This is a genomic window from Pannonibacter sp. Q-1 (assembly GCF_054073275.1).
Genome location: NZ_JBSXNB010000004.1, coordinates 564,536 through 576,955, shown reverse-complemented (window position 1 = coordinate 576,955; position 12,420 = coordinate 564,536). Strand labels below are relative to the sequence as shown.

The window sequence follows — 12,420 nt, the reverse complement described above, 5'->3', positions numbered from 1 at the left end:
CGGGCGGGTGAAGGCAGGGCTGGAAGGGTGGCAGGTGCGCACAGTTGACGTCATCGTGCTTGGCGCCGGCATGGTCGGAACCTCGACCGCCCTGCAGTTGCAGCGACGGGGGCTTGACGTTGCCCTTGTCGACCGCCGCCAGCCCGGCGAAGAGACGTCCCATGGTAATGCCGGGATCATAGAGCGCAACGGATTCCTGCCGCCCGGTTTTCCCGGAGATGCGAAATTCCTGCTCAACATCGCGCTGGGGCGCTGGCCCGGCGCCAATTACAGCCTTGCCACGGTGCTGCGTCTGCTGCCCTGGCTGATGGCGTTCCGCCGCCATGGCAGCCGCACGGGCGTGCAGCGCCTTGCCCATGCGATGAATGCGCTGGAGGCCTATGCCATCGGCGAGCACAGGGTGCTGGCGGAAGCCGCGGAGGCGCTGAAATATTACCGGCAGACGGGCACCATTTACGTCTACCGCACGGAGGCAGGGTTCGAGGCGACGGCGGCCGAGCGCCATTATGCCCGGATCTTCGGCGTCGATTATCACGAGATGGACGAGCTCGACCTCAACGAACTGGAGCCCTATCTCACAGCCGAAGGGTGCCGCGGCATCTTCTGGCCCGAGAGCGAATCGGTGTCCAATCCCGGCGCCGTCACCAAGGCCTTTGCCCGGTCGCTGGCGGAGAAGGGCGGCGAGATCCTGACCGGGGATGCAAGGCGCCTGACGCGCTCGCACGGGGGCTGGGCCATTGCCACGGACAAGGGGCCGGTGCGCGGGCGCGCCGTTGCCTTGTGTCTGGGGCCATGGTCCATGGATATCCTGAAAGGCTTCGGTTACCGCTTCCCGCTCGCCGTCAAGCGCGGTTACCACCAGCACTACAAGGCGAGGGCAGGGGCGGGGCTGTCGCGGCCCGTGGTGGATGCGGAAATGGGATATGTTCTGGCGCCGATGGAAAAGGGCATCCGCCTGACGACGGGCATTGAACTGGCCGAACGGGATGCGGCGCCGACGCCTGTGCAGGTGGAGCGGGCCTTCCGCAAGGCCCGCGAGATCTTTCCGCTGACGGTTCCTGCCGAACCGGGTGCCTGGATGGGCTCACGCCCCTGTTTCCCGGACAGTCTGCCGGTGCTGGGCGCTGCCCCCGGCGAGAGCGGCCTGTGGCTCAACTTCGGCCATGGCCATTGCGGTTTTACGCTGGGACCGGTCACCGGGCATATTCTGGCCGATCTCATCACCGGCGTGCCACCGGTCATCGACCCTGCGCCGCTGTCCCCCCTCCGCTTCCTGTAATATCCTTTCCCGGTGGTCTTGACGCACCGGGAAAGGGTTAGGTCCGTTTCGCGCCTGAGGATCTCAGCGCCTTGGTATCAGAAGCGGATGCCCGCACCGGCCTTTGCGGTGAGGGACGTGCTGCCGTCTCCTTCCACATTGACTTTCACACCGGCATTGAGCCGCCACCTGGAGCCATCGGTCAGGGTCAGGCTGCCCTCGGCGGCGCCAAAGGCACCCCGGCCGCCAAGCCCGGCATAGCCGCCCGTGAGTTCAAGGGCGGGCGTCAGCAGCATGCCATTGTCCAGAATGAACAGCCGTGCCAGTTCAAGGGCACCGCTGACCCGGAACTGCTCCTCGATGAAGCCATCCATGAGGATTTCGTCCCCGGCTCCATTGCGGACGCCATAGTCCTTGATCTTCTCCGACAGATAGACCGCCCGCAGGGTGGGGGAAAGGGTGGTGGCCGAATCCAGCTGCCATTCGCCGGACAGGGCCGTATCGGCCATCCAGCGGGTGGTGTCGAAACCGCCGTCCCAGAACTGGGTGTCGATGTCGTTGGTCGATCCGCCAAGGAAGAGGCGCGTATCCCAGAAGACATTCCGGTAGACCTCGATCGACGCGTAAGGGCCCGCCAGCCAGCCGTTGCCGCTCAGTCTTGCGCCGCCCGGGGTGGGATCGCTCATATGGTCATAGTGGAACGACACACCAACAAGTGCCCAATCGGCCAGCAGATAATCCGCACCGGCGGAGAGCATGGCAAAGTTGCCCCAGCGGCCGTCATTCTGCTTGCGTGTATGGGCAGAAGCAGTGCCCTGGATCCAGACGTTGAACGCCAGCGCCTCTGCCTTGAGGCCCGGTGTCAGGGCATTGCTGGCCGCATTCATCTGCTCCAGGCTCGTGGCAAATCCAAGGGACATGCCGCGCTCCGAGGGCGTGAACCGCATGCTGACGATCTCGTTTGCCGTCTGCATCCGCCGCCTGTCGCGCAGGCCCGGCACCTTCACTGCGTTCGCAATGAGGCCTTGCCGGGTGCGGACAAAGCCCCGCACAAGGCTGTCGATTTCCGCAGCGACCTTTTGCGGATTGTATCCGAGGTTGTAGATCACGCTGCCGGTGTTTGAAATGCCGAGAGAACTGGTCAGCGAGAAGCGCACGGTGACCTGGCCGGAATAGGCCGGGTCCGGCGTGAACTTCAGATAAAAGCCTGCCGAACCACCGCCGCCAGCCTGGGCGAACTGGCTGTTCACAATGCGTGCGGTGCCCGCATTGGAGGGCTCAACGGACACAATGTTTGCTTCAATGAAGGGACCGCCGGTGGCACCTGTGGCGAGATTGACGTTGCCGGGCGTTTCTCCGGCGGGAACGGTCACCACCTTGTCCGTCACGGTCACGGCGCGCGTCTGGACTTCCAGCGTATAGGCGGCCGAAGCGGTCGCGTTGTTGGCATCGCTCACCTGAATGGTGAAACTGTAGCTGCCTTCCGTGTCCGGATCGAGTGGACCGCTCAGCACACCGGTCGAAACGTTCAGAACCATGCCGGGAGGCAGTGCCCCGGCGCTGACGCTGAAGAGATAGGGGCTTGTGCCACCACTCACCGTGATGGCGGTGGTGTAATCCTCCCCGGCCATGGCCTCGGGCAGGGCGCCGCCTGCGGGCGAGAAGCTGATTGATGCGGGGGCGGCGTTGATCTGCAGGGAATAGACGGCGCTGCCCGTATCGGTGTTGGCATCCGTTGCGGTGATGGTGAAGTTCGCAGTGCCTGCCGCCGTTGGCGTGCCGGTCACCTCGCCGGTGCTGGTGTTGAGGCTGAGGCCACCGGGCAGGGCGCCGCTGGTGACGGCATAGGAATAGGGGCCCGTGCCGCCGGATGCGGTGAAGGTCTGGCTGTAGGCGGTGCCCACCTGACCGGCGGTGAGGGCACCGCCTGCGGGCGACAGGGTGATGGTTGCCGGCGGCGCGGCACGGTTGACGGTGACCGTATAGGTCTCGGTCGTGGTGCCGTTCTGGGCGGTGACAATGATGGTAAGGGTGTTGTCACCGACCGTGAGGTTGATGGCACCCGAGGCGCTGCCGGACGTCACGGATGTGCCGTTCACGGTGATGGTCGCGTTTGCGTCCGTGACTGTGGGCGTGACTGTGAGCGACGTGACGGCATTACCGACGGAGGCGGTGTAGCTGGTGGTGCCGCTGGCAAAGCCGGGCGTCAGCGTGCCCTGCGACAAGACGAGGTTCGACAGGGTTGCATCGGCCGAGGCCGGGGCGGCCCGGGTGACGTCCACCGTATAGGTCTCCGTCGTGGTGCCGTCTTCGGCGGTGACCACAACGGTGATGATGTTGCTGCCGACGTTGAGATTGATGGCGCCCGAGGCGCTGCCGGACGTGACGGATGTGCCGTTCACGGTGAGGGTGGCATTTGCGTCAGTAACGGTGGGCGTGACGGTCAGCGACGTGACGGCATTGCCGACCGATGCGGTGTAGCTGGTGGTGCCGCTGGCAAAGCCGGGCGTCAGCGTGCCCTGTGACAGGACAAGGTTCGACAGGGTGGCATCGGTGGAGGCCGGGGCGGCACGGGTGACGTCCACCGTATAGGTCTCCGTCGTGGTGCCGTCTTCGGCGGTGACCACCACGGTGATGACGTTGCTGCCGACGTTGAGGTTGATGGCGCCCGAAGCGTTGCCGGAGGTGACCGGAACAGTGTTCACGGTGACGGTGGCATTTGCGTCGGTAACGGTCGGCGTGACGGTCAGCGATGTGACGGCATTGCCGACGGAGGCGGTGTAGCTGGTGGTGCCGCTGGCAAAGACCGGGTCGAGCGTGCCTTGCGACAGGACAAGGTTCGCCAGGGAGGCGTCGGTTGCGGCCGGGGCGGCACGGTTAACGGTGACCGTATAGGTCTCGGTCGTCGTGCCGTTCTGGGCGGTGACAATGATGGTGAGTGTGTTGTCACCGACCGTGAGGTTGATGGCACCCGAGGCGTTGCCGGAGGTGACAGTGTTGCCGTTCACGGTAACGGTGGCGTTTGCCTCGGTAACGGTGGGCGTGACGGTCAGCGACGTGACGGCATTACCGACGGAGGCGGTGTAACTGGTGGTGCCGCTGGCGAAGACCGGGTCGAGCGTACCCTGCGACAGGACAAGGTTCGACAGGGTGGCGTCGGTTGCAGCGGCCCGGGTGACGTCCACCGTATAGGTCTCCGTCGTGGTGCCGTCTTCGGCGGTGACCACCACGGTGATGACGTTGCTTCCGACCGTGAGGTTGATGGCACCCGAAGCGTTGCCGGAGGTGACCGGAACAGTGTTCACGGTGATGGTGGCATTTGCGTCCGTGACAGTGGGCGTGACGGTCAGCGAGGTGACGGCATTGCCGACGGAGGCGGTGTAGCTGGTGGTGCCGCTGGCGAAGACCGGATCAAGCGTGCCCTGTGACAGGACAAGGTTCGCCAGGGTGGCATCGGTGGAGGCCGGGGTGGCCCGGGTGACGTCCACCGTATAGGTCTCCGTCGTGGTGCCGTCTTCGGCGGTGACCACCACGGTGATGATGTTGCTGCCGACGTTGAGGTTGATGGCGCCCGAAGCATTGCCTGAGGTGACCGGAACAGTGTTCACGGTGACGGTGGCATTTGCGTCCGTGACTGTGGGCGTGACGGTGAGCGACGTAACGGCATTGCCGACGGAGGCGGTGTAGCTGGTGGTGCCGCTGGCAAAGACCGGATCGAGCGTGCCCTGCGACAGGACGAGGTTCGACAGGGTGGCGTCGGTTGCGCCGGCGCGGGTGACGTCCACCGTATAGGTCTCTGTCGTGGTGCCGTCTTCGGCGGTGACCACCACGGTGATGATGTTGCTGCCGACCGTGAGGTTGATGGCGCCTGAAGCGTTGCCGGAGGTGACCGGAACAGTGTTCACGGTGACGGTCGCATTTGCGTCGGTAACGGTCGGCGTGACGGTGAGCGATGTGACGGCATTGCCGACGGAAGCGGTGTAGCTGGTGGTGCCGCTGGCAAAGACCGGGTCGAGCGTGCCCTGCGACAGGACGAGGCCCGACAGGGTGGCGACGGTTGCAGCGGCGCGGGTGACGTCCACCGTATAGGTCTCCGTCGTCGTGCCGTCTTCGGCGGTGACCACCACGGTGATGATGTTGCTGCCGACCGTGAGGTTGATGGCGCCCGAAGCGTTGCCGGAGAGAACCGGAACAGTGTTCACGGTGACGGTGGCATTTGCGTCGGTGACGGTGGGCGTGACGGTGAGCGATGTGACGGCATTGCCGACGGAGGCGGTGTAGCTGGTGGTGCCGCTGGCAAAGACCGGGTCGAGCGTGCCCTGCGACAGGACGAGGCCCGACAGGGTGGCGACGGTTGCAGCGGCGCGGGTGACGTCCACCGTATAGGTCTCTGTCGTGGTGCCGTCTTCGGCGGTGACCACCACGGTGATGATGTTGCTGCCGACGTTGAGATTGATTGCACCCGAGGCGTTGCCGGAGGTGACCGGAACAGTGTTCACGGTGACGGTCGCATTTGCGTCGGTAACGGTCGGCGTGACGGTCAGCGATGTGACGGCATTACCGACGGAAGCGGTGTAGCTGGTGGTGCCGCTGGCAAAGCCGGGCGTCAGCGTACCCTGCGACAGGACGAGGTTCGACAGGGTGGCGACGGTCGAGGCTGGTGCATTGATCTGCAGGGAGTAAGCGGCGCTGCCGAAGGCGCCATCGGTATCCGTTGCTGTGATTGTGAAGTTCGCGGTGCCTGCGGTTGTGGGAGTGCCGGTCAGTTCGCCGTTGCTGGCGTTGAGGTTGACACCTGCAGGGAGACTGCCGCCGGTGACGGCATAAGTATAGGCACCCGCACCGCCGGACGCGGTGATGGTCTGGTTGTAGATCGCGCCTTCTTGTCCGGCCGGAAGTGCGCCTGCAGCGGGGGAGAGGGTAATTGGCGGATTTGCCGTGCAAGACACACGCAAGGTGACTGAAGCACCGGTGGTTATGCCTGTGTTACTCCGGAATGCGTCCAGCTGGATGTATGCTCCGTCATCGTCAGGAAATGTATGTGACCCGACCCTTGAAAAGGAACCATCGGTGGAAGTTATTGCTGTTTCAGAGAATAATCCGCTGAGCGCGCCAACTTCAAACTTGGCAGATGTATTTCCTGAGCCATCGGCTGTTGCCGTTGCGTGCCACGAAATTGTCTCGCCAGTTAGAACCGGATAATCTTGGAAGAGAAAGTCGTTGAGCGTGCCCCCGGCCATATCGGAGACTGAGTAGGTCTGCCCTCCGGACCAATCAGCATTGAGATCCTGACAGGCTTGAGATGCAGCTGCCTCTGCCTGGGGGGCAGTCAAGAATGTGGCCGTGACCACAAGGCTGACGAGCAGGGCAAGATACTTGACAAAATGCAGGGGGGCGAGACGTGGCCAGGCGCGCATGGTGTCCTGGTATTTCCCGGATTTCACTCCCGGCGTTTCATGCCGGCTGGCCGTCCTGCAGCGCGGCTTTGCATTGACCGCTGCCTGGTTGCCTGTGATGCCCCGCATGCTTCATTCCCCCATGGCCAGGATACCGTGATCCTGCAAACTCATCCCCTCAGAAACAGTCCTCTAAAACCCGCAAAGTTTCCCGGTCCCGGCAGCACAAGGCTGGTGTGACGCAAGAACAATCTGGTTTTTGCGTGAATCACTGCAGCAGGTCACGCAATCATAGAGTGCTTTTCCTTGGTTTTCTTGCCATGCTTCGCGTGTGCGGGCAACGCTTTTGCAACGCTGCCCGCACAATTTATGGGGGAGTTTCCGTTACGGCCTGTCCGGGTAAAGGCCATTGATCATGATGCAATAGCTCATCGCCAGCGACGGTGACTGATTGGAGAAGGCGAGGCCATTGCCAGTATTACCGATTGTCACTGCGCCGCCAGTAATGCCGGACTGGTAGGTGAAGCTGATGGGGCCATTGCCGGCGGTACCTGTCAATTGCACGTCGAGGCCGCTCAGTTCCACGTCTGCGCCAGTGCTCGTGGACGGCACATAGACATTCGCAGCCTGGATGCCTGACGTGGGTGGCTTGCCCAGATAAGCGTTGGGGGTAATGAGGGGGACGGCGAATTCATCCTTCGCATTGAGTTTGGCTGAAACGCCCAGGGTGCCGGCGGAGGCAGGGACATTCACTGTCTGCTGTCCGCCGCCCGTGCCGGTAAATGTGGCGCCATGATTATGCGGCGGCAGATTGGCCACGGTGAGGGTGGTGGTCGCCACGCCGGATTGGGTGGCGAAGACCTGATTGGGCAATCCCGGGCCTGTGCCGTAGTTCAGAATCGCCCGGCCGCGCAGGTCCGGCAGTGCGAACTGGCCGCTCTGCACGGAGCCGCCATACTGGTTGCCGATCAGGCTGTAGAGCGCCTGATTGCCGTTGATCGCAATCTGCCGCCCGTCTGCCGGCAGCCAGTTCCGCGGGCACCAGTTGAACGCAAAGGCGCAGACGCTGCCGATGTAGGACTCCATGTTGCAGGCCTGTGCCGGAGCTGATGTGCCGATCACGAGGGCGGTGCTGCCTGCACCCAGCATGGCGAGGGCGCCGAGGGTGGACAGTCCTTGGCCGAAGATGCGAGCGGGTTTGAGCTGCTTTCTCATCCTGAACTCCAATTTGGTTTCATGCGGTCAGGCGCGCACGGCCTACGTGTGTGCCTGCCGCCCATTGATGGGGATGGATGAGTGGAGTTATTGTGAAGTGCCGTTGCTGTATTTTTCTTGATATAGATTATTATTATTGATTTAACTTTGTTTCTCTTGGATTTCTGCTGTGGCTTGGGCTTGCCGTCGCGAAATTTTTTGTGAGTCGTTTGACCTGCATGTGCAGGTTGAGTTGGGCCCGCCTGGCAAAGTGGCCAGCTTTCTGCTGGCCCGCCGGGTGTTCCGGTGTGCAGGGACGGCGTGAAAGGGGGCGAATTGCGTTGCGGGAAATACCTGACTGCTGGGCCTGACTGCTGGGCCTGACTGCTGGCCGCGCGGGCTTGATCAAATCCGGAGAAGGCAGGCGGCATCAGGGCCGGTGTTACCGCTCGCGCAAGGGCAGGGCGACGGTGTCCTTGACCGTGTTGACGACAATGCGGGACTGCACGTCGGAGACCAGCGTGTTGTCGAGCAGCTTCAGCCGCAGGAAGTTGTCGTAGGCCTTGATGTCCTCAGTGACCACCTTGATCAGATAGTCGACGGCGCCGGTGATGCGTTCGCAGGTGACGACTTCCTGCCAGTGATGCACCAGCTTGTCGAAGGTTTCCATGTTCTCGCGGCTGGGCACGGTCAGCTTGACGAAGGCATAGGCGACAAAGCCGAGGCCGACGGCTTCCCGGTCGACAATGGCCGCCACCTGCCGGATGACGCCCATCTCCTTCAGCTTCTTGATGCGGCGCCAGCAGGGCGTCTGGCTCATGCCGGCCGCGCGGGCAATCTCGGCGATGGATTGGGAAGCGTCCCTCTGGAGAACACGCAGGACGCGGATATCGGAGGGATCAAGAAGAAAATTCTCTGTCATGGGCCTGTCGGGGAAGAAAATCACGGCCAAGGGCTTGGCTGGCGGCACAATAGCACAGAAATCACCCGCGAAAAGGAGGATATTGGTGTTTGAGAAACCGCACTGGCACCCGGGAGTAGAAGGCGGGCGTCAGGCGGCCGAGGAGGGAACCGATGAACGCTTACGCGCCCGTGGTGTCGCTGGACGACAAATATACCGCAACAGGCGGCCGGATCTACCTGACCGGCATTCAGGCGCTGGTGCGCCTCGCCCTCGACCGGCAGCGGCTGGACAGGATGGCGGGCCTGAAGACCGGCGGGTTCATCTCCGGCTACCGCGGCTCGCCTCTGGCTGGCTATGACACGGAACTGACCCGTGCCCGCAAGCATATTGCAGCCCATGACGTGGTGTTCAAGCCCGGGATCAACGAGGAACTGGGCGCGACGGCGGTCTGGGGCTCGCAGAAGCTGCGGCTGCATGGCAAGGGCTCCGATTTCGACGGCGTGTTCGGCATCTGGTACGGCAAGGCGCCGGGCGTGGACCGGGCCGGTGACGTGCTGAAACAGGCCAATGCCTCGGGCGTGGACCGCAACGGCGGGGTGCTGGCGCTGGCGGGCGATGACCATCTGGCCAAGTCCTCCATCCTTCCTGGCCAGAGCGAGTTCTTTTTCGAGCATGCGGAAATCCCGGTGCTCAATCCTTCCGATATTCAGGATGTGCTCGACTTCGGCCTGCATGGCTTCGAAATGTCGCGCTTTGCCGGGCTGTGGTCGGCGCTGATCTGCCTTGCCGATACGATGGATGCTTCTGCGACCATTTCGGTCAACGCGGACCGGCTTCGTTTCGTGCGCCCCGAGCAGGACCCCTGGCTGCTGCATGACCTCAACCGTGTGCTGCTCCTCGGCAACCGGCTGGAAACAGAGCGCCTCCTGCGCGACGTGCGGCTTCCGGCCGTTCAGGCCTATGCGCGGGCCAACCGGCTGGACCGGGTGGCCTTCGGCGCCAGCCGTCCGCGCCTTGGCCTTGTCGCCACCGGCAAGGCCTACCGGGATCTGCTGCAGGCGCTGGATCTCATCGGCATCAACGAGCAGCGGGCGAAAGAAATCGGCCTTGCGGTCTACAAGGTGGCGCTGGCCTGGCCGCTGGAGCCTTCGGGGCTGGCCGAATTTGCGCGCGGCCTCAACAAGCTGATGGTGGTGGAACACAAGCGCGCCTTCCTGGAGCCGCAGATCAAGGAAATTTCCTATCACTGGCCGGCGGATGCCCGCCCGCGCATCTGGGGCAAGCGCACGCCGGAAGGCGAGCCGATGCTCTCCGACGTGCTGGAGCTTTCTGTCGCCGAAATCATCCGCGCGCTGCTGGGCTATCTGCCGGAAGATGTGGTGACCGACGAGATGCGGGAGGTGAGCGCCCGCATGAACACGCAGGTGATGTGGGCGCAAGGGCATGCGGAGCGTGCGGCGCGCATTCCCTATTTCTGCTCCGGCTGCCCGCATTCCTCCTCCACCGTTGTGCCGGAAGGCGCCCGCTCGCTGCCCGGCATCGGCTGCCATGCGATGACCGAACAGGCGGGCCGTACCACCGACGGGCAGATCGCTATGGGCGGCGAGGGCGTGCTGTGGGTGGGGCAGAAGGACTTTGCCCGCGACACCCACGTCTTCGCCAATCTGGGCGACGGCACCTATTTCCACTCCGGCATTCTGGCGATCCGCCAGGCGGTGTCCTCCAAGGTGCCGATCACCTACAAGATCCTCTACAACGACGCGGTCGCCATGACCGGCGGCCAGCCGCATGACGGCCCGCTCACCGTGCCGCAGATGACGCGCCAGCTGGAAGCCGAAGGGGTGGAGCGCATTGCCGTTGTCAGTGAGCGGCCGGAAACCTACACCGGCCGCAAGGATCTGGCGCCGCTGGTGGAGGTGCTGCACCGGGATCATCTGATGGAGGTGCAGCGCGAGTTCCAGAAAGTCGATGGCGTCACTGTCATCATCTATGATCAGACCTGCGCCGCCGAAAAGCGCCGCCGCCGCAAGAAGGGCGCCTATCCGGACCCGGATCTGCGGCTCTTCATCAACGACCGGGTGTGCGAGGGCTGCGGCGATTGCTCGGTCCAGTCCAACTGCCTGTCGGTGGAGCCGGTGAAGACCCGCTACGGCGAGAAGCGCCAGATCAACCAGTCCAGCTGCAACAAGGATTTCTCCTGCGTGAAGGGTTTCTGCCCCTCTTTCGTGGAAATCGAGGGCGCGGCACTGCGCAAGGCGGAAACCCATGGCGTGGACGTGGACGGCCTGCTGGCCGGACTGCCGCCGGTGGAGATGCCCGGTCTGGAGCGGACGCTGAACCTGCTCATCGCCGGTATCGGCGGCATGGGCGTGACGACAATCTCCGCCGTGCTGGCCATGGCTGCGCATCTGGATGGCAAGCAGGCCTCGACGCTGGACATGACGGGCCTTGCCCAGAAGGGCGGTCCGGTGACCTCGCATGTGCGCTTTGCCTCGCTGGCCCGCTCCATCGAGGGACCGCGCGTGCCGACCGCCAGCCTCGACGTGCTGATCGCCTCCGACATGGTGGTGGCCACCAATGCCGAGCAGCTGGCCCTGACCAACCGCTCCGCCACCCGCGTCTTTGCCAACACCCGCGTGGCGCCGACGGCGGAATTCGTGCTGAAGCAGACGCTTTCCTTCGACGAGGCGCGGATGCTGAAGTCGCTGGAGGCGGCCTCCATCCTGTGCAAGGCGGCGGATGCGGCGACGATTGCCGAGCAGCTGCTGGGCGATGCTATCTATGCCAACATGATGCTGGTGGGCATGGCCTTCCAGAGCGGCGCGCTGCCGGTGAGTGCGGAAGCCATTGAAACGGCGCTGCATCTCAATGGTGCGCAGGTGAAGGCCAATGTGAAGGCCTTCCGCGCTGGCCGCGTGCTGGCGGCGGCTCCTGAAAAGATCCTCGCCGCCCTGCCGCAGCCGGAAAAGCTGGAGCCGGAAACGCTGGATGAGCGCATCGCCCGTCAGGAGCGCGAGCTGCTGCTCTATCAGGACGCCGCCTATGCAGCCCGGTTCCGCAAGCTGGTCGATGCAGTGCGGGCAGCCGATGCAGCTCATGGCCCCGGCACCTTCCGCCTCACAGAGACGGCGGCGGACATGCTCTACAAGGTCATGGCCTACAAGGACGAGTATGAGGTGGCGCGGCTTTATGCCGATCCGGCTTTTGCCCAGAAGCTGAAGGCGCAGTTCGAGGATCCGAAGAAGGTGAAGGTGATGCTCGCCCCGCCGCTGCTGTCGCGGGGCAAGGACCCGAAGACCGGGCGCCCGGCCAAGATGGGTTTCGGCCCCTGGGTGTTCAGTGCCTTCCGCCTGATGTCGAAGATGAAGGGCCTGCGCGGCACCGCCTTCGACCCCTTCGGCCGCACGGCGGAACGCCGTGCCGAGCGGGCGCTGGTGGCAAGCTATTCGGCTGATCTCCAAACCATCATCGCGGCGCTCCCCAAGGCCAGTTACGGCCTGCTGGTGGAACTGGCCCGCGTGCCGGATCTGGTGCGCGGCTATGGCCCGGTGAAGGAGGAGAACCTGAAGAAGGCAGAGGCGAAACGCACCCAACTGCTCGACCGGCTCAAGGGAGACACGCCGGAGTTTGCAGCGGCAGCGGAGTAATACCGGCTCCTGGTGAGCCAA

Annotated in this window: 5 protein-coding genes; 2 read left to right on the top strand and 3 right to left on the bottom strand. The window is 63.8% G+C overall.

Annotated elements, in window-relative coordinates; genetic code table 11:
- The first annotated feature begins 34 nt into the window (after nt 1-34).
- Nucleotides 35-1,279: an NAD(P)/FAD-dependent oxidoreductase gene (locus ACVNHC_RS14150; RefSeq protein WP_208977174.1), complete on the top strand. Its 1,245-nt coding sequence runs from the start codon at nt 35-37 to the stop codon at nt 1,277-1,279.
- Nucleotides 1,280-1,356: 77 nt separating this feature from the next.
- Here ACVNHC_RS14150 and ACVNHC_RS14145 read toward each other — a convergent pair whose 3' ends face one another.
- From ACVNHC_RS14145 to ACVNHC_RS14135, 3 genes are all read right to left on the bottom strand, one after another.
- Nucleotides 1,357-6,207, bottom strand: a complete 4,851-nt coding sequence (locus ACVNHC_RS14145; RefSeq protein WP_457167721.1) for a cadherin-like beta sandwich domain-containing protein — start codon at nt 6,205-6,207, stop codon at nt 1,357-1,359.
- 831 nt (nt 6,208-7,038) lie between these two features.
- A complete protein-coding gene (locus ACVNHC_RS14140; protein WP_058899480.1) occupies nt 7,039-7,869 on the bottom strand; it encodes a phage tail protein in 831 nt (276 codons plus the stop codon).
- Between the two features lie 421 nt (nt 7,870-8,290).
- Nucleotides 8,291-8,770, bottom strand: coding sequence for an Lrp/AsnC family transcriptional regulator (locus tag ACVNHC_RS14135; protein ID WP_019966625.1), 480 nt, complete (start codon nt 8,768-8,770; stop codon nt 8,291-8,293).
- Nucleotides 8,771-8,922: 152 nt separating this feature from the next.
- Between ACVNHC_RS14135 and ACVNHC_RS14130 the strand changes: the two genes are divergently transcribed.
- A complete protein-coding gene (locus tag ACVNHC_RS14130) occupies nt 8,923-12,399 on the top strand; it encodes an indolepyruvate ferredoxin oxidoreductase family protein (RefSeq protein ID WP_457167626.1) in 3,477 nt (1,158 codons plus the stop codon).
- Nucleotides 12,400-12,420: the final 21 nt, after the last annotated feature.

Bases quoted from the DNA above. Each gene is read 5' to 3' on its own strand.
- ACVNHC_RS14135 (WP_019966625.1), bottom strand. From the start codon at position 8,770: ATGACAGAGAATTTTCTTCTTGATCCCTCCGATATCCGCGTCCTGCGT.
- ACVNHC_RS14130 (WP_457167626.1), top strand. From the start codon at position 8,923: ATGAACGCTTACGCGCCCGTGGTGTCGCTGGACGACAAATATACCGCA.
- ACVNHC_RS14140 (WP_058899480.1), bottom strand. From the start codon at position 7,869: ATGAGAAAGCAGCTCAAACCCGCTCGCATCTTCGGCCAAGGACTGTCC.